This is a genomic window from Cohnella zeiphila (genome assembly GCF_014212055.1).
Classification (GTDB): Bacteria; Bacillota; Bacilli; order Paenibacillales; family Paenibacillaceae; genus Cohnella; species Cohnella zeiphila.
This window is the reverse complement of sequence record NZ_JACJVO010000003.1, coordinates 214,585-232,206: the sequence shown is the minus strand read 5'-3', so window position 1 is coordinate 232,206 and position 17,622 is coordinate 214,585. Positions and strand designations below refer to the sequence as shown.

The following is a 17,622-nucleotide window of genomic DNA, read 5'->3' as shown; positions in this document are numbered from 1 at the left end:
AGCCGAAAGGAGGAAACAGCTTGCTTCGCACGGTCAAAGAAGTGTCGGAACTGTCCGGCGTCACGGTCAAAGCGCTGCATCATTACCATAAGATCGGGCTTCTCGCGCCTTGCGGGATCACCGATGCCGGGTACCGGCTGTATGGCCGCCGGGAGCTGGAGAAGCTTCAACAAATTTTATTTTATCGCGAGCTGGACCTCCCTCTGGCGACGATCAAACGGCTGCTGGACGAGCGGCCGGAACGGCAGTCCATTCTGTCCGGGCAGCGGAAGCTGCTGGACGATCGCAGGCGGAGGCTGGAGCGCCTCATTCGGACGCTGGATGAATCGCTGGACAGCGAGCGGAGAGGAGAACCGATGGATCAGGAGAAATTGTTCGAAGGCTTCGCGACGGAAGCCGAGTGGCGGGAAGCGCTGAAGGATCAGGATGAGCATCTGGAGAAAACGTACGGGTTCGATCCGCGGCAGGACCGGGAACCGATCGATGTGGCGGACATGAACGAGCAGGCGGCCGAGGCGGCGCGGTTCATGGCCGATATGGCGGCGGCGCTGCGGGCGGGAACGAAGGCGTCGAGCGAGGAGGTCGGCGCGCGGATCGAGCGCCACCTCGAATTCCAGCGGCGGCACGGACACGAGACGAACGCGGCCGTCTACGCCGGCCAATGCCGCTTTTTCCTCGACGACGATTTCCATCGCGGCATGCTCGAATCGCAGCAGACCGGGCTCGCGTATTATTTGTGCGCGGCCGCGGAAGCTTATGCGGCGAAGGCTTAAGGATGCAGCGCCGGTTATCGCTTAGGTGAGTATTCCGGTTGCTCTCTTTTGCCTGCCGCGCCGATTATCGCTTAGGTGAGCAATCCGGTTACTCGCTCAGGTCCCCTGGACAGCGCTCATGCGCTCCCAAAGCGCCGTCAAGCCGGCCTGCGTCATCGAACGATCCGCAGCATCTGCAGCACCGGGCGATTGTCGCCGCTTAAGCGCCGTTCGCGGCTGCGAAGCTGGGAAGAGCCGTCGCCGTCGAGGAAAATGCCGTCCGCCAGCCCGCCGTTGCCGATGCATGCCAAGATGGCCTCGCGGAAGGCGGCCAGCGTCCCTTTGCTGCTGCTGACGACCAGATACAGGTTGCCGTCCCGGTCGTAAACGGCCGCCGAGCGGAGCCGGTCCTCATCCGGATACGGCGCGTTCTCCAGGGCGGCCTGCTCCGCCCAGACATCGTCCCGGCCGAGGCTCATGCTGATGCCGCCCTGCGCCCAATAGCGGCCGCGGTCCGTCACTTGCAGCTCCGACGCCTGCCGGACGACCTGAACGCCAAGCCGGTCCGTCGCTCCGTCCCAGACGAGCGTGCCGCGCGCGTACTTGACGTTCTCTCCGCCGGAGCCGTAAGCGCCGGGTTCCCCGCCGACGGGCCGGTCGTTCACTACCGCCAGGCTAAGCAGGCTGGATTCGTAAAAAAAGCCGCCGTTAATACCGTAGTAAGGCGACACGACCACGTTGCTGCCGATTTCTTCCGGCAGCACGTTGCCGGGGCGCGTTCTCAGAAAATGGAGAACCATGCCGCCCGGAGCCGTCGCCGTCCCGTATTCGTAATCGCGGGGCATGTTCGCCTCGTCTTCCGTGCGACGATCGCCTCCTCCGCTTGCCCATGCCCACGCCCAGAATACAAGCGCAAATACGAGAAAGGCGGCGGCCAGCGCGACCGCCGTTCCCCTTTTCGTCCGAATCGCCCCAAGCAGCCCTTTCATTGACTGAATATCCCCTTTTATTCGGCCGAATCGCGGCCTGTCTTTCCTCTATGTAAGCAGATTTCCGCACGCCCCACAAGACCGTGCCGGCGCTCTGGACGCAAATCAATAGGGCACCCGGTTAACCGCTGATAACCGGATGCCCTAGCTTACTGGACACAAGCTATTCAATTGTCCCTTACTCTCCTGTCCTCCATAATGGTAATGTTTCGGTTCCAGAGACTGTCCGACTTTGGCGCTTGAAGTCCGGCATATCCGGTCCGTCACGCATCCAGACGGCGATTCGTAATCCTTCCCTTGCTTCCGGATACGCTTCGCTTGCCTAGTCCATTGGACTATCCCCTTTCCTTTTGTTGTCTTCATTATAGGCGGCCGAACAAAATAAATCAAATATTCTGATAATTCATATTTTGGCCTCATCCCCCCTATTTCGACAGAAGCTCCGCCCAGTCTGCCGATCTCTCCGAAATTCTGATGATCGCAAGCGTTTCCGAAAGGTTTGGAGCCGGCAGCGCCCGTATGACCGTGTCCGCCGTCGAAAGGACGGCCCAGACGTACGCCCCCGCCTGGGCCATCAGCTACGTGCCGTTCGCTTACGGCCACTACATTCATAAGCAAGGAGCTCATACGCTCCTTGCGAAAAGAGAAACGGCCGGTCGTCAAGTACCCGGGGACGCCGGCTCCTCATGAGGCATAGCGGACAGCCGGTCGCACTCGCGGAACGCGAACCGGCGGCAACCGGCGCATATGCCTCGGTCCATCCGGGCCAGGGCATACGCGATAGCTTCGCCCGTATGCTCGAATAACCGCTCCGGTCCGATCCTGCCAAGCAGGCCGATCTTGTCCAAGTATGCCCGCGGCTGAGGCCGAAGGCCCGAAAGGAGCAGCGTCCGTCCCGAAGCCTCGTACCGGTCCGCCACCTCGGCCAGCTTGGACGCGCCCGTCGCGTCCATGAACGGGACTCGGCTCATGCGCAGCAGCAGCACCCCCGCCCGCTCTCCCGCCGCCTGTTCCACAAGCCGCTCGAACGAGCCCGCCGAGGCGAAAAACAGCGGCCCCTCGATCGTACAAATGCCGAACTGCGGACAACCGCCAGCCTCCTCCTCCTTGTAAGGTCTCACCTTCCCTTTGCTCTCAGCCGGGTCCGGCAACACCTTAGTGACGGTCAAGGCGCTCCTCATGCGAATGAGAAAAACAACCGCCGCCAGCCCGAGTCCGATCTCGACGGCGGTCGTCAAGTTGACGAGCACCGTGAGCAGGAACGTCACGGCAAGCACGAGCGAATCGTTCGTCCTCAGCTTGAGAAGGCGGACGAACTCCTTCCGCTCGCTCATGTTCCAGGCGACGATCATCAGGATCGGCGCCATCGCCGAGAGCGGGATGGACGACGCCAGCGGAGCGCAGGCGACCAGAATGAGCAGCACGACCAGCGAGTGCACCATGCCGGAGACCGGCGACGCCGCTCCGTTCTTGATGTTCGTGGCGGTACGGGCGATGGCGCCGGTGGCGGGAATTCCCCCGAACAGCGGAGCGATCAGATTGGCCGTTCCCTGCCCGATCAACTCGCGGTTGCTGTCATGCCGCCTGCCCGTCATCCCGTCCGCCACGACGGCCGAGAGCAGCGACTCGATGCCGCCGAGCATGGCGATGACGAGGGCCGGATGAATGAGCTGGATGAGCCGGTCCACGTTCAAAGACGGGAGGGTCAGGGAAGGAAGCGACGAGGAAATCGCGCCGTACGTCGAGCCGATCGTGGCGACCTTGCCGGAAAATGCCAAGGCGGCGACCGCCGTCGCGACGACGAGCCCGACAAGCGAGGAAGGGACGCGGGGATACAGCTTCGGCAGCAGGACGATGACGGCCAGTCCGATCGCGGCGGTGGCGACCGCGTACGGATTGACGCCGCCCAGATGGTCGGCCAGTTCCTTCATGCTCGGGAGAAAATTTTCGTGGCGCTTGAGACCGGTCAGCCCGAGGAAATTCCCGATCTGGCCTGAAAAGATCGTAACGGCGATGCCGGTCGTAAAGCCGACCGTCACCGGCTTGGGGATGAACTGGATCAGCACGCCGAGCCGCAGAAAACCCATCAGCATAAGCAGAACGCCGGCCATCATGCCGGCCAACAGCAAATTTTCGTAGCCGTACTGGAGCACGATGCCGAGAAGGATCGGGATGAACGCTCCGGTCGGTCCTCCGATCTGGAACCTCGAACCGCCGAGCAACGAGATGAGGAAGCCGGCGACGATCGTCGAGTAAATGCCGTACTGCGGCTTGACGCCCGAGGCGATCGCGAACGACATCGCCAGCGGAATGGCAACGATGGCAACGATCACGCCCGCGAGCAAATCCTTGCGCAGCGACTGCAGGCTGTAGCCGCGGAACCTTTCCAACCCGATCATGTTAGCCCTTCTTTTTTCATATATTTGATTATTTGAATATATAACAAATCATATGTCTAACGCATAAAAAAATCAATGCCCCGGGCGATGTCGTCCAGGCATTGATCGATAGCGGCGGCTCCGGTTAATTGTCGGTCGCCCGCATATTTTCCAACAGCGTAATCGTTCCGACCAGATGGTTGTCGAAAATTTGTTTGGCTACCGCCAGCAAATCCTTCACCAGCGGATCGCGCAAACGGTAAACGACGGATGTTCCTTCCTTGCTCCCGGACACGACGTTTTTGCTTCTCAGGACGGCGAGCTGCTGGGAGACGGCGGAGCCTTCGCTTCCGATCGCGGTCTGGATCTCGTTCACCGTCCGGTCTCCCTCGGACAGCACCTCGAGAATCCGGATGCGCATCGGATGCGCCAAAGCCTTGAAAAACTCGGCTTTAAACCGCTGGAGTTCAAGATTCATCCGCGTCCGTTCCCCTTTGCACAGTCTTCAAATCTTTGAATGTATCATAACACAAGAGCGCCGGAGCAGGGAAATGCCCGTCGGAACCGCCGCTCCCGCCCGCCGTCTCGCACCTACAGCAAAGCCGCGACGGCCGCCAGCTTCGCCACCGCGTACGTCGGCCGCACGCCTTGAGGCCGCTCCTCTCCCCGCCGGTTATACCAGCAAAAATCGATCCCCGCCCGAATCGCGCCCTCGTAATCGAATGCAAGCGAATCGCCGACGAACAGCACCTCCTCCCGCTTAACCTCCAGCTCCGCCAGCGCCCTCTCGAAGATGGCGGCGTCCGGCTTTCGCAGTCCGACCTCGTCCGACACGACGACCGACCGGAACCGGTCCTCGATCCGCCCGGCCTTCAGCCGTCTGCGCTGCGCTTCTCCGATTCCGTTGCTGACAATGCCCAGCGGGTACTTGCCGGCGAGCGCGGAGAGCAGAACGTCCGCTCCCTCTTCGAAAAGGCAAGTTTCGCAGAAATAGTGCCAATAGCACTCCGCCAGCCTCCCCTGAAGCGGCTCCGAAGCTTCCGCGAGCGCGTCCCGGAACGAGAACTTCAGCACGTCCGGCATCGATTTGACGGCTCCGCCGCCGGTGAAATCGAGCCAGTATCGCGTATTGTGCTCCGTGAACGCCGCCCAGAACGCCTCCCATCCGGCCGGATCGTTCCGGAACAAGCCGTGGTCTCCGCAGGTTTTCCTCATCGCGTGGACGATGGAAGCCCCGTAATCGAGCAGCGTGTCGTCAAGATCGAACAGCACTGCCCGGTAGGCTTTTCCCGGAAAACCGGCGCTACTTTCCGAAATCGGCAACTTGATGGGGTTCATCCTCGTCTCCTCCTATGGGGGTTCCTATGAAAATATGAAATATCTCATTTTATCATAGAGGAGGAAGGAATTGACGCTCTCATGCTTAAGTTTATTTTAACCGACCGCTTTAGATTTCGTTAAGAACTAACGTACATAATGGAAGCTGAACCCGTTGCCTCGGCGCTTGAACGAAAACCTAAAGGAGCCATCGCATGCAGCTTCCCGATTTGATCGAACGATTATTCGCCCATTACGGCTATCTCGTGCTGCTGGTCGGCCTTCCGCTGGACGCGATCGCGCTTCCGATCCCGCCCGGCAACACGACGCTGGCCTATACCGGCTACTTGTCCTATAAAGGCGTGCTGAGCTTGCTGCCGGCCGTGGCCGCGGCCTGGATCGGATCGATCCTGGGCATGACGGTCACCTATTGGCTCGGGTACAAGCTCGGAGCGCCGCTTATCGACCGCTACGGGAAATGGCTGTTTCTGAAGCCCGCCTACTTGGAGAAAACGAGAAGGTTCTACGGCAAATACGGCAACCGGCTGCTGTTGTTCAGCTTTTTCGTGCCGGGCGTCCGGCAGTTCATCGGTTATTTCGCCGGCATCGTCCGCGTTCCGTTCCGCACGTTCGCCGTGTACTCCTACCTTGGCTCGGCGCTTTGGGTGCTGGCCTTCGTCGGCGTCGGCTATGCGTTCGGGGAACAATGGGAGATCGTGTTCGGCTGGGTGGAAAGCTCGCTCAAATATATCTCTCTCGGAGCCTGCGCGCTGCTTGGCGGCATCCTGCTTCTGAAATGGCGGCAGAGGCGATTGCGGTCGCGTCTGCGCCGATTCGAGCGAGAATCGGATTGACCCCGCGCGGGCCCGTCAGCCCTTGATGGAACCGAGCAAGGCTCCTTTGGCGAAGTGCTTCTGCAAGAACGGATACACGAGCAGAATCGGCAGCGTCGCCACGACGATGACCGCCATCTTGACCGCCTGATCGGGCGGCGGCACCGCGGAATCGAGGTCCGAGCTGTAGTCCATGCCGCTCGCGAGCACGACGATCTGCCGCAGCAGCACCTGGATCGGCCACATCTTGTTGTCGTTCAAATACAGAATCGCGTTCAGGTACGTGTTCCAATAGGTCACCGCGTAAAAAAGCGAAATGGTCGCGATCGCCGGCATCGACAGCGGAAGCACGATCCGCAGCAGAATGCCGAAGTCGCTGCAGCCGTCGATCTTCGCCGATTCCTCCAGCCCTTCCGGGATGTTCTGGAAGAAGTTTTTGAGAATGATCAGATTGAACGCGTTGATCGACAGCGGCAGCACGAGCGCCGCGTAGGTGTCGATCAGTCCGAGCTCCTTGACGACGAGGAACGTCGGAATGAGCCCGCCGTTGAACAGCATCGTGAACACGACGAAGAACATGAGCAGCTTGCGGCCGTCCAGGTCCCGGCGCGACAGCCCGTAGGCCATCAGGGAAGTGAGCGTCATGCTGAACAGCGTGCCGAACGCCGTGATGCCGATCGAGACGGCCATCGCGCGGAACAGCGTGGACGTCGAGAAGATGAAGCGGTACGCTTCCAGGCTCCATTCCGTCGGGATGAGCACGAACTTCTTCGCCGCCATCTCCGCGCCGGTCGTGAACGAACCGGCCACGACGTGGATAAAGGGCAGGATCGTAATCAGCGCCACGAGAGAGAGAAGCGCGAAGTTGACGATGCCGAACAGCCGGCCGCCCCAGGTGCGGTCCTCTACCATAATGTGTCTCCCTCCGATTCAGTAGACGCCTTCTTCTCCCATTTTCTTGGCCAGCCGGTTCGCCGTCATGACGAGAACAAGCCCGATGAGCGATTTGAAAAAGCCGACGGCGGTGCTGTAGCTGAACTTGCCTTGCTGCAGGCCGGCCGTGTAGACGTACGTGTCGATAATCTCCGCTACGTGGCGGTTCATCGAATTGAGCAGCAGGTAGACATGCTCGAAGCCGAGCTCCAGCACGTCGCCGATCTTCAGAACGAGCAGCACGATGATGACGCTGCGGATGGCCGGCAGCGTAATATGCCAAATCTGGCGCAGGCGTCCGGCGCCGTCCATGCGCGCCGCTTCATAGAGCTGCGTGTCGACCGACGCGATCGCCGCCAAATAAATGATCGTTCCCCAACCCGCTTCCCGCCAGATCACCTGGATGATATACATCGGCCGGAACCATTCCGGACTGAGCAGGAAGTTGATTTTCTCAAAGCCCATGCTCTCCAGCAGTTCGTTCACGATGCCGCCGTCCATCGTCAGCATGACGTAGCCGATCGAGACGATGATGACCCAGGACATGAAGTGGGGCAAGTAAATGAGCGTCTGAAAGAACCGTTTGAAAAAGCCGATGCGCACTTCGTTCAGCATGAGAGCGAGAAGGATCGGCACCGGAAAATAAAACAGCAGATTCATTCCGAACAGCGTCAGCGTGTTCAGCAAGATTCGCAGGAAATCCGGCTCGGCGAACAGCCGCTCGAAATGCGCGAAGCCGACCCACTTGCTGCCGGAGATGCCTTGAAACGGCTTGTAGTCCTGGAACGAGATGATGAGTCCGTACATCGGAATGTACTTGAAGACGAGAAAATAGAGAAAGCCCGGAAGCACCATGGCATACAGCCACTTGTTGCGCCGAATCCGCTTCGACCGCTCGCTTCCGGCTCTCGGGGCGGCTTGCGCCCGGACGACCGCTTCCTGCATCGCGAGGTTCTTCCTTTCCGCTCTGGCGTGGATCGGGAAGACCGCCGCCGGCCGGCGGCCTCCCCGAACTCCGGTTACTTCTTGTAGGCAGCATTGAACTCTTCGATGATCTTATCCCCGCCGCGGCTCTTCCACTGCTCGACCGCCTTGTCGAAGCCTGCTTTGTCGATCTTGCCGTACATGTACTGGTAAGACGCGTCCGTGATCAGCTTCTGCAGTTCCTCGCCCTGCTCCGTATAAGTGGCGGAGTCCAGCGCGGCCGTCGGGTCGTTCACGGCGATCTTCTCGTTCTCGGCCGTCAATTCCTCGCCGTGAATCCGCGCCGGCAGCGTGAAGTAGCCTTCGTACATGCCGTTCGTCTCCGGCTCGCCGATCACGCTGTCTCTGAACCCTTTGACCTCGCGCTCGGTCAGCTCCTGGTTGTCGGACGCCTTCGCTTTGCCGTCCTCGACGGTATAATGCGTTCCTTCGACGCCCCAGTACATCATGTTGGCCACTTCGGGCGTCATCATCTTATCGAAGAAGGCGAGCACCTGCTTCAGCTCCGCCTCGTCTTTGACCGCGCTCTTGGGGAACAGCACGACGTTGTTGTAGCCCGGAATCGCCCAGGTCGCCTGGATGCCGTCCGGCCCCTTGATCAGCGCCTGGGTGTCGAGCACGGCGGTCGGAACGTTCTTGATCAGATCTTTGTTCAAGGAATCGACGTCCGCCATGGAACCGATATACAGCCCGGCCTGACCGCCGGTGAACAGCTTGATCTGGTCGGTTTTGCTCGTCGCCGCGAAGTCCTGGTTCATCTCTTTGGCGTCGCGAAGCTGCTTCAGGACGTCCATCGAAGCGATGTACTGCGGGAACGCAAAGTCGGGCTGAAGCTGTCCGTCCTTCTCGCCCCAGCCGTTCGGCGTGCCCATCCAGGAGGCGAGCGTCTTGAACGCGCCGTAGATCAGATCGTTCCGGTCCGTCAGGCCGATCGTGTTCGGTTTGCCGTCGCCGTCCGGGTCCTGCTCGGTGAACGCCTTCGCCATGGCGACGACGTCGTCGACCGTCTCCGGCGCCTTCAGGCCCAGCTTGTCGGCCCAATCCTTCCGGTAGACGAGCCCTTGGCGGGCGAGCGGGCGGCCGACGTAGAGCGAATACAGCTTGCCGTCGACCTTCGTATTGTCCAGCACCTGCTTTTTCAGCTTGCTCAGGTTCGGGAACTGGTCCATGTACGGCCCGATCTCCCAGAATTGGCCGTCGCGGATCGCGCTTTTCATCTGGATGAACGTGGCCTGGTTCTTCAGGTAGGTCGCGTCGGCGAGCGAGCCGGTCGCGAGCGAAGCGTTCAGCTTTTCCTCGTAGGTATCCGCGGGGAAGAACTGATAAGTCAGCTTCGTGTTCGTCAGCTTCTCGACTTCGCTCTTGATCGTGTCCGGCGGCGTCTCCGCGGTGTTCAGCGGAAGCATGACCGTAATCTCCGCCGGCTTGTCCGGGGAGGACGGCGCGGCCGAGCCGGCGGATGCGCCGGCGGGAGCGGAAGCGGAACCGCCGGTGTCGGCGGATGGCGAAGCTCCCCCTTCGTTGTCGTTGCCGCCCGCGCAGCCGGCCAGCAAGCCGAATATGAGCGCGGCGCCCAGCAGAACGGAACCTTTCTTGGACATTCGTTTGACCTCCATTTTTTGTTGGGGAATGATGGTTGTTGCTGCAGGTCAAACGATAAGCGACCGCGGGCGGGTGCCGAAACAATCATTCCAACAGATTGCGTCCCGCCGGGGAGGTTCTGATCTGATGATTACAAGCTGAGAGAATGAGCAGCCTTACCGATTCGGTAAGGCGCATGGTTAGGGCCGACATCCGTTCGTTTGCGAGGATACTCGAACAAGCCCTATCGTTTCGCTTGAGCGTTCAAGTATAATCTGGGGAGACTCAAAAGGAGGGGCAATATGCTTCATTCATCTGACCCGATCTTGATCGGCATCGACGGAGGCGGCACCCTGACGCGCGTGCTGGTGTCCGATTCGTCCGGAACGGCGCTCGCTTACGCCGAAGGAGGCCCGGCATCGATACACAAAGACGTCAACGCCAGACGCAACGTTCAAGAAGCGATCCGGCAAGCGCTGGCGGCTGCCGGACGGACGCAGGATAGCGTGATCGGCTTGGCCGCCGGGATCGCCGGCTTCGATTCGGAGGCGGACCGGGAATGGGTCGAATCGCTGACGGACGTTCCCGGCCTGGGCGGGTCGCGTTGGCACGTCAACGACGCAGTCGTCGCGCATTGCGGCGCTCTCATGGCGAAGCCCGGCATCATCGTCATTGCGGGAACCGGCTCCATCATCGCCGGCATCCCGGAGGACGGGACGTTCATCCGCAATTACGATTTCGGCCATTATGCCGCCGCTGCCGCCCGCTTCCTCGCCTATGACGCCGTCTACGAGGCGCTGGCCGGCCGCATGGCCGATGAGGACGCCGGTCTCATCCAAGCCATGTTGAGCCATTGGCGCGTCGGATCGCTTGCCGAACTGTCCGCCATGGGCCGCCATGGATTCGGGGAAGAGGCGCAGGCGCGGAACCGGACGTTCGGACTTTTCGCGCCTGCGGTGACTGCAGCGGCCGATCGGGGCAGCCCGCTCGCCGTCCGGGTATGCGAGCGGGCGGTCGAACAGATCGCCGTCGGCGTCGAGCTGCTCGCCCGTTCCTTCGCGACCGCCGAGATCGAGGTGGCGCTCATCGGAGGCGTTGCGAACAGCGGATACGTCTCGCGTCGGCTCCATGAGACTCTTGCGGCAGGGAGGAACGCCCGCTACCGAATGACGCCGCCGAGATATCCGCCGGTCGTCGGCGCCGTTCTGCTGGCGATGACCCGTCTCGGCCTTTCGACCGCCGCCGCGGCCGCGGACCGGCTCGGCCGCAGTGCTCTCGCGTTGATGAAGAGTAGCTAAATTCCTCCTCCTTCCGAACCTTCCTTAGCGGAGAGGATGGACAAGGAACAGGAAAATCTCCCTTCCCTGAAGCCAACTGTGGCTTCTTGCCAAGAATAAACGGGAAATGCTCCGCTTATTCGGGCCTTGAACCGCGATTTTGCGAATCGGGGGCCGTTTAAAGGGAGCTTTTCCGGTTCGTACGCTGAATACGTGCTCTCATGAACCCATAAAAGGAGAAAATCCCGTCCAGCGGGCGTTTTGAGGGGATGGGGGGTCGGCGATTTACTGTTCAAAGACCGAGCGCCCCGCTTCCGGCAGGAAGCAGGGCGCTCGATCATCCGTTTAGTCTTCGCGCAGTTCGGGAAAAACGCGGGAGATGTCGATCTCGATGCAGGAGAGGAAAGGCGACGTCAGCTTGCCTTCGAAAACGTACGTCTCGAACAGCGCCAGCTTGCCTTCGGTCCGCACGAACTGGTCGATCGAGCGGTGAACCGGGTCGACGATCCAGTATTCTTTCAGGCCGAAGCGCTCGAATTGGCGTTTCTTGCGGACTTTGTCGTTCCGGCTGGTGGAAGGCGACAGGATCTCGACGACAAGGTCGGGGACGCCTTCGATTCGCTTCTCCTTGATGATCGCGGCGTTCTCGTGAAGGATGAAGATCAGGTCCGGCTGAAACAGATTGTCCCGATCCAGGTACACGTCGATCGGCGAATACAGAATGGTTCCGTTGGCTGCGCACGTCTTGTTCAGCATTATGGTCAAAGCAACGGAAATTTGCTGATGGACAACCGTCGGCGAAGGCTTCATCTCATACTGAACGCCTTCCACGATCTCGAAGCGTGGCTCCTCCATGCCCAGGAACTCGCCGGGCTCGCTGCCCGGATACGGCTCCGTCTGCTCTCTGACCCGGTCGGCTTCGTTCCGCTTCTTCGTCTCCTCGAGCTTCTTCGACACGATCGCTTCACCGCCATTCCCATTTTCTACTCATTTTAACGGTCCGCGCGTGTTCCTATCAATTCTCTCTATGGAAATAAGCCTGCTCGTACTCGCGGATCACCTGGTCTCCCCCGCTCGTTTTCCAATGCTCGACTTCCTTGCGAAATCCGCTCTCGTCCAGCTTGCCGAGCATATAGTTGTAGGTAGCGTCGGTGATGATTCGGCCGAGCTCCGCGCTCTTCTCGTCGAACGTTCGAGATTCGAGCCCGACGGTCGGATCCGGCACGATAAAGCTCTCGTTGTCCTCGATCAGCCGGTCCGCCGACTCCCAGAGCGGCTCCTGGCGGGCGACCTTTCGGATGTTCGGGTTGTGCAGATCGGCGATCATCAGCGCGTAGAGGGAGGCGACTTCGTCCACCCGCAGCTGCGTGCTCTCCTCGGGCAGATACACCTCGTCTCCTTCGAGCCGGTAATGTCTGCCTTCCTCGCCGTACTTCATCAGATTGGCCACGTCCGGATCCATCGTCCGGTCGAAGAACGCCAGAACCTGCTTCAGCTCCTCCTCCGTCTTGATCGCGTTTTTCGAGAACAGGTACAAGCCGTTGAAATTCGGAATCGACCATACTTTGTAGCCGTCGGGCCCGGCGAGCCGGTTCACGAGCGTGAACCTGGCGGCCGGATTCACCTTCTTCGCTTCGTCGGACAGCCGCTGCACGTCCGACATCGCGCCGATGTAGACGCCCGCCATGCCGCGAATCAGCTGATCCCGCTGCACGTCTTTGCTCGTGATCGCGAAGTCCGAGTTGATGATTTTCTCTTTGTACAGCTTTCTCATGAAGTTCATCGTGTCCAGATAGCCCTTCGTCTCGAATTCGGGCACCAGCCGATCGCCCTCGACTCCCCAATCGTTCGGCGTGCCGAAGTACGAGCTCAGCGTTTTGAAGGCGCCGAACACGAGGTCGTCGCGGTCGGTCAGTCCGATGGTGTCGTTCTTGCCGTTCCCGTCCGGGTCGTCATACGTGAACGCCCGCATCACCCGGTACAGCTCGTCGAGATTCCCGGGCTTTTGGAGATGCAGGCGGTTCAGCCAATCCTCCCGGATCATGATCCCCTGCCGCGAGGACGGACGTTCGGTGTACAAGCCGTAAATTTTCCCGTCGACGGCGGTTTGAAGCAGGATGTTCGGATTCAGGTTCTTCAGGTTCGGATAATCGTCGAGATAAGGCCCGATCTCCCAGAACTGGTCCGAACGAATGGCGTTCTTCATCAGAATGTAGTCCGTGTATTTTACGAAAGTCGCTTTCTTCAGCGAGCTCGTCGTCAGCGCCGTGTTCATCTTGTCCGTGTAAATCTCGTCGCGGACCCACTCGATCGCGAGCTTCGTGCCTGTCAGGTTCTCGATGGAACGGACGATCGAATCGGAAGGGGTATTCGGAAAATGGAGCGGAGCCATCAGCGTCACGACCGGACGCTCCCCGTCGTTCGAAGGCGTACCCGGAGAGGAACCCCGATCGGCGCAAGCGCAGAGCAAAACGAGCAGAGCGAGCATCGCCGCCGCGCCCGAACGGCGGCCGGCGCGGGCCGGTCGAACGGCGATCCGGTTGCGTGGCATCGAGATCCCTTCCTTTCTGGTCTAATGATCATCGGCCGAGACAATGATTATTGTCGGCAGGGCGGGCTTTGCCCTACAATGAAAGAATCTTCCGGCAAAGGTAGGGATCTGGGATGCGTTCTTCCAGTTTTTTGACCAAGATGACCGCGTTCGGCTTTCTGCTCAGCATGGTTCCGGTGCTGTTCATCGGCCTGTTCTCCTACGCGACATCGGCGAGGGAAGTTCAATCTCATGTCAATAAAGGAAAAGAACAGCTTCTCATACAAATTAATGCAAATGTAGAGCAAATCTTAACGACTGTCAATCACACTTTGAATCAATTGGTCAACTCGGCCGTGCTGAACCGGGCCATGAACAGCCCTTTGAATGTAACCGATTTCACGCTATATGACAACCTGCGCAACGAGCTTCGGCATATGCAGGTATTCGATACGAAGCTGGAAGACGTGGTGCTCGTCAACGAGAAGCAGGATTGGATGATCAAAAATTCCGGCGTGTACCGGTTCAAGGATTACGCTTATTCGGAGCCGCTCGACCGGCTGCTCCGGTCGAACGATCAAAGCGCCTGGCTGCTGAATCCGTCGCGCTGGTTTTACAGCGAGGAGAGCGCCAGCAGCGCCGTCTGCCCCTACAGCATCGGCTTGACCAAGAAGCTGCCGGTCGACAAGCCGAACCCGTACGGCCTCATCATGGCCAATATCCCGGCCTGCAGCCTGGAGTCCTTGCTGCAGCACGAATCGGCGGACGCGTCCGACACGATCATGGTGCTCGACGACCGGTATCGCATCCTGCTCCATCCCGATCACGACTTGATCGGGCGTCCCGTCTCCGAGACCGGATTCGGCGGGATCGACAAGCTCTCTCAGTCGTCCGGCCAGTTCAAATCCCGCATCGATCAGCATTCTTATTCCGTCACGTATTACCGCTCTCCCTACAACGGCTGGATCTACCTGTCGTTAACGTCCATCGCCAGCTTAACGCGGGAGTCCGACAAGATCGGTCTGTATACGCTGGCCGTCTGCCTGTTCATGCTCGTCGTTACGCTGCTGATCGCATGGTTCGGGTCGCGGCGCATGTATTCCCCCATCCAAAAACTGCTCAAGCTGATCAACGACCGGCTTCCCGGCACCGGCCGGGAGAGAAGCAACGAATTCCAGGTGATCGGCGAGCACATCCACCAGCTGTTCCAGTCGAATTCGCGGCTGGAGAGCGAGGTTCACCAGCACCTGAAGCAGGTAAGGTCTTTCTATCTGGCCAAAGCGTTCCAAGGGAACGTCAAGCTGGGCGAGCTGGCCGGCCAGCTTCGGGGGTTCGGCTTCGGTCCGCAGCTGGAAGACTGGAACCAGATGGCCGTTCTGACGCTGCAGATCGACGCGCTGGATCGGACCCGCTACGACAGGAACGACTACGATCTGCTGCTGTTTGCCATCCACAACATGATCGAGGAGCTGATCGAGCCTTCCGGCCGGTTCGTTCCCGTGGAGATCGACCAGACGGTCGTGGTCATGTACGGAAGCTCCTCCGCCGACCCGGCCGAATTCAACGGAGCACTCTATGAGACGACCGAAAATTTGCAGCGCCAGATCCAAAGCTTCCTGAGCCTGACGGTCAGCATCGGCATGAGTCTGCCTTTTCGCAACATCAAGCAGCTTCCGCTCGCCTACCGCGAAGGACTCGACGCGCTCAAGCACCGGCTGAAGCTGGGCGAGGGCATCGTCATCCAGTACGAGAACCTCAATTCGGGCAAGCATTACTTGAAGATTCGCTATCCGTCGCATCTGGAGAACGAGCTGCTCGACGCGATCAAGCTCGCGGACCGGGAGAAGGCGAAGGAGCTTCTGCGGTCGTTCATGGACAACGTATTTGCCGCGGAAATGTCGCCCCAGGAGTATCAGGTTCCGCTCGCCCGGCTCCTGAACAGCCTGCTCATGACGATGCAGGAATCCGGCATCAGCCTGAATCAGGTCCGTCGCGCCCAAGGGACGCTGCTGGAAGAGATGATCGACCTGAGCACCGTGCCGGAGATCGAAGACTGGTTCTGGACGGGAGTCATCCATCCGATGCTGCGCATCTTCGCGGATCGGCAGCAGTCGCAATACCAGAACATCTCGGAGAAGATCATCGATCTGATCCAGCGCCAGTACGACACCGATTTGTCCTTGGAGGAGTGCGCTTCGCGGCTCAATTACAACGCGAATTACTTGAGCAGCGTTTTCCGCAAGGAGACGAACGTCTCGTTCAGCGAATACCTGGCCGCTTATCGGCTCCATATGGCGAAGAAATGGCTGACGGAGACCGAAATGCCGGTGAAGGACATCGCCGCCCGGCTCCGCTACAACAATCCGCAGAACTTCATCCGCTCGTTCCGGAAGCAGGAAGGAATAACTCCGGGACAATATCGGGAGAAAAGAGGGCTGACGGAGGCCAGGAGCGGCGAATCGGCCGGGTGAACGGTATGCAAATTCATGTAAATGGGCGCGATGAGCGCCCCTTCTTTTTTGCCGCCGAACCCAAACAACAAGCAGGGTGAAAAATCGAAAAAATGAATAAGAGCCTCGCGCAGGGCGAGCAATATTTTTGACGATAATCTAAATATTTCAATATTTTCGCCCGGATGATCCGATGTTAGATTAAACCTGCGCTCGTGACGGAGGAGGAAAGGAGGATCGGAGCGCACCGGCACCGGAAGGAAAGGATGAACATTCCCAGAAGGAGGCATTCGATGAGAAAAACGATCGTCCTGCTGTTGGTTCTGCTCCTGATGAACGCCGCCGCCGCTTTCGCCGCTCCCAAGATCGACACCTTTGAGCGTCCTGCCAGAGGAAGCGCCTACACGTTGAGCGAATGGGCTTTGGATGGCTGGAACGCGCCCTGGGACAACGGCATGAGCACCCGAACCTGGATCGACGGCTACAACTTCAATCATTCGGGCGGCCAATCCCTCCGCGTTTTCTATCCGCAGGGCCAGATCGATCCGGCCAACTCCGGCGCGCAAGCCCCGTTCGAGGTAACGCCCGGGCGCGAGTATTATTTGTCCTACTGGGTCCGGTTCAGCAGCGACTTCAGCTGGGGAACGACGGAGTTCGCCGGGAAGCTCGGAGTCGGGCTGGCGGGAGGCGCCGCTTGCTCCGGCGGACAGACGTGCACCGGCTATAACGGCTTCAGCTCGCGCATGATTTGGCGATCCGGGGGCCAAGCCGCTATCTATTACTATCATATGGACGATGCCGGCCAATACGGGGATTACGCGATTCTGAAAAACAGCAACGGCTCCGATATTTACTATCCCAAGGGCACATGGGTCAATATCGTTCAACGCCTCAAGGTCAACACGGTCGCGAACGGCAACGCCAATTCCGACGGGGAGATTCAAATCTGGTACAACGGCGTCTCCGCGGCCAACATCACGGGGCTGCGGTTCGTGCGCAACTCGGACTTGGTGGACAAGGCGTATTTCTCCTCGTTTTTCGGCGGGGCCACTTCGTCTTTCGCGCCTGCTAACGACTCATATATCTGGTACGACGACCTGAAAGTGTCCACGAACCGCTCGGACATCTGCGAGCTGAGTACCGGCGGCTGCTACGGGCGCACGTTCCAAGCGGAGGATTACACCGCCATGAGCGGCGTCATGACGGAGCCGACACCGGATACCGGCGGAGGGTCGGACGTCGGCGGCATCGACAGCCAGGACTGGATCGCCTTCGGCAATGTCCAGATTCCGCGGACGGGAACCTATCTCGTGGAATATCGGGTCGCTTCGCCCAACGACAACGGGAGGATCTCGCTGGACATCAATGAGGGCGGAACCGTGCTGGGCGAGGTCGACGTTCCCAACACCGGGAGTTGGTCCAGTTACCGGACCGTGTCCCACGTCGTTCAGATTCCGGCCGGCACTTACCAATTCGGCCTGTATGCCATTACGGGCGGGTTCGATATCAATTGGTGGAAAATCACCCAGCTGTACTGAGGGCAAGCGGCCGAGGGCATCGGCAGCGAAACGTAAGGCGGCGATCGGGAGCTTGCTCCC

General features: G+C 59.7%; 14 protein-coding genes. 5 read left to right on the top strand and 9 right to left on the bottom strand.

Annotation, left to right across the window (positions count from 1 at the left end; genetic code table 11):
• The first annotated feature begins 20 nt into the window (after positions 1–20).
• Entirely contained in the window at positions 21–773 is a 753-nt protein-coding gene (locus tag H7C18_RS03465; RefSeq protein WP_185127684.1) for a MerR family transcriptional regulator, read from the top strand.
• A 152-nt stretch (positions 774–925) separates the two neighbouring features.
• On the opposite strand, the gene H7C18_RS03460 is transcribed toward H7C18_RS03465, so the two are convergent.
• The 4 genes from H7C18_RS03460 to H7C18_RS03445 form a co-directional block, all read right to left on the bottom strand.
• Positions 926–1,741, bottom strand: a complete 816-nt coding sequence (locus tag H7C18_RS03460; protein WP_185127607.1) for a hypothetical protein — start codon at positions 1,739–1,741, stop codon at positions 926–928.
• Between the two features lie 659 nt (positions 1,742–2,400).
• On the bottom strand, positions 2,401–4,140 hold the full coding sequence (locus H7C18_RS03455) for a SulP family inorganic anion transporter (RefSeq protein WP_185127606.1): 1,740 nt from the start codon (positions 4,138–4,140) through the stop codon (positions 2,401–2,403).
• A gap of 124 nt (positions 4,141–4,264) precedes the next feature.
• A complete protein-coding gene (locus H7C18_RS03450) occupies positions 4,265–4,597 on the bottom strand; it encodes an ArsR/SmtB family transcription factor (RefSeq protein WP_185127605.1) in 333 nt (110 codons plus the stop codon).
• 113 nt (positions 4,598–4,710) lie between these two features.
• The gene (locus H7C18_RS03445; RefSeq protein ID WP_185127604.1) at positions 4,711–5,457 is read right to left on the bottom strand and encodes an HAD family hydrolase; all 747 of its coding nucleotides are present in this window, start codon (positions 5,455–5,457) and stop codon (positions 4,711–4,713) included.
• A gap of 194 nt (positions 5,458–5,651) precedes the next feature.
• Here H7C18_RS03445 and H7C18_RS03440 point away from each other — a divergent pair, with 194 nt between their 5' ends.
• Positions 5,652–6,290, top strand: coding sequence for a DedA family protein (locus H7C18_RS03440; protein WP_185127603.1), 639 nt, complete (start codon positions 5,652–5,654; stop codon positions 6,288–6,290).
• A 15-nt stretch (positions 6,291–6,305) separates the two neighbouring features.
• On the opposite strand, the gene H7C18_RS03435 is transcribed toward H7C18_RS03440, so the two are convergent.
• From H7C18_RS03435 to H7C18_RS03425, 3 genes are all read right to left on the bottom strand, one after another.
• A complete protein-coding gene (locus tag H7C18_RS03435) occupies positions 6,306–7,181 on the bottom strand; it encodes a carbohydrate ABC transporter permease (RefSeq protein WP_185127602.1) in 876 nt (291 codons plus the stop codon).
• Positions 7,182–7,199: 18 nt separating this feature from the next.
• The gene (locus tag H7C18_RS03430) at positions 7,200–8,147 is read right to left on the bottom strand and encodes an ABC transporter permease (protein WP_185127601.1); all 948 of its coding nucleotides are present in this window, start codon (positions 8,145–8,147) and stop codon (positions 7,200–7,202) included.
• Between the two features lie 74 nt (positions 8,148–8,221).
• Positions 8,222–9,787 (bottom strand): extracellular solute-binding protein, encoded by a 1,566-nt coding sequence (locus tag H7C18_RS03425; protein WP_185127600.1) that lies wholly within the window; start codon positions 9,785–9,787, stop codon positions 8,222–8,224.
• Between the two features lie 282 nt (positions 9,788–10,069).
• On the opposite strand from H7C18_RS03425, the gene H7C18_RS03420 reads away from it, so the two are divergent.
• Entirely contained in the window at positions 10,070–11,065 is a 996-nt protein-coding gene (locus H7C18_RS03420) for a BadF/BadG/BcrA/BcrD ATPase family protein (RefSeq protein ID WP_185127599.1), read from the top strand.
• A gap of 324 nt (positions 11,066–11,389) precedes the next feature.
• Here the strand turns inward: H7C18_RS03420 and H7C18_RS03415 are convergent, their stop codons facing one another.
• On the bottom strand, positions 11,390–12,001 hold the full coding sequence (locus H7C18_RS03415) for a Uma2 family endonuclease (RefSeq protein ID WP_185127598.1): 612 nt from the start codon (positions 11,999–12,001) through the stop codon (positions 11,390–11,392).
• Between the two features lie 58 nt (positions 12,002–12,059).
• Positions 12,060–13,595 carry an extracellular solute-binding protein gene (locus tag H7C18_RS03410; protein WP_238357438.1) on the bottom strand — a complete coding sequence of 512 codons (1,536 nt, stop codon included), beginning with the start codon at positions 13,593–13,595 and terminating at the stop codon, positions 12,060–12,062.
• Between the two features lie 113 nt (positions 13,596–13,708).
• Between H7C18_RS03410 and H7C18_RS03405 the strand changes: the two genes are divergently transcribed.
• Together H7C18_RS03405 and H7C18_RS34820 are read left to right on the top strand one after the other, a co-directional pair.
• Positions 13,709–16,045 (top strand): helix-turn-helix domain-containing protein, encoded by a 2,337-nt coding sequence (locus H7C18_RS03405; protein WP_185127597.1) that lies wholly within the window; start codon positions 13,709–13,711, stop codon positions 16,043–16,045.
• Positions 16,046–16,317: 272 nt separating this feature from the next.
• Positions 16,318–17,562 carry a carbohydrate-binding protein gene (locus tag H7C18_RS34820; RefSeq protein ID WP_202886919.1) on the top strand — a complete coding sequence of 415 codons (1,245 nt, stop codon included), beginning with the start codon at positions 16,318–16,320 and terminating at the stop codon, positions 17,560–17,562.
• Positions 17,563–17,622 lie beyond the last annotated feature (60 nt).

Excerpts from the sequence above, each read along its gene's own strand:
- H7C18_RS03460 (WP_185127607.1), bottom strand. The coding sequence starts at position 1,741 with ATGAAAGGGCTGCTTGGGGCGATTCGGACGAAAAGGGGAACGGCGGTC.
- H7C18_RS03455 (WP_185127606.1), bottom strand. The coding sequence starts at position 4,140 with ATGATCGGGTTGGAAAGGTTCCGCGGCTACAGCCTGCAGTCGCTGCGC.
- H7C18_RS03450 (WP_185127605.1), bottom strand. The coding sequence starts at position 4,597 with ATGAATCTTGAACTCCAGCGGTTTAAAGCCGAGTTTTTCAAGGCTTTG.
- H7C18_RS03445 (WP_185127604.1), bottom strand. The coding sequence starts at position 5,457 with ATGAACCCCATCAAGTTGCCGATTTCGGAAAGTAGCGCCGGTTTTCCG.
- H7C18_RS03440 (WP_185127603.1), top strand. The coding sequence starts at position 5,652 with ATGCAGCTTCCCGATTTGATCGAACGATTATTCGCCCATTACGGCTAT.
- H7C18_RS03435 (WP_185127602.1), bottom strand. The coding sequence starts at position 7,181 with ATGGTAGAGGACCGCACCTGGGGCGGCCGGCTGTTCGGCATCGTCAAC.
- H7C18_RS03430 (WP_185127601.1), bottom strand. The coding sequence starts at position 8,147 with ATGCAGGAAGCGGTCGTCCGGGCGCAAGCCGCCCCGAGAGCCGGAAGC.
- H7C18_RS03425 (WP_185127600.1), bottom strand. The coding sequence starts at position 9,787 with ATGTCCAAGAAAGGTTCCGTTCTGCTGGGCGCCGCGCTCATATTCGGC.
- H7C18_RS03420 (WP_185127599.1), top strand. The coding sequence starts at position 10,070 with ATGCTTCATTCATCTGACCCGATCTTGATCGGCATCGACGGAGGCGGC.
- H7C18_RS03410 (WP_238357438.1), bottom strand. The coding sequence starts at position 13,595 with ATGCCACGCAACCGGATCGCCGTTCGACCGGCCCGCGCCGGCCGCCGT.
- H7C18_RS03405 (WP_185127597.1), top strand. The coding sequence starts at position 13,709 with ATGCGTTCTTCCAGTTTTTTGACCAAGATGACCGCGTTCGGCTTTCTG.
- H7C18_RS34820 (WP_202886919.1), top strand. The coding sequence starts at position 16,318 with ATGAGAAAAACGATCGTCCTGCTGTTGGTTCTGCTCCTGATGAACGCC.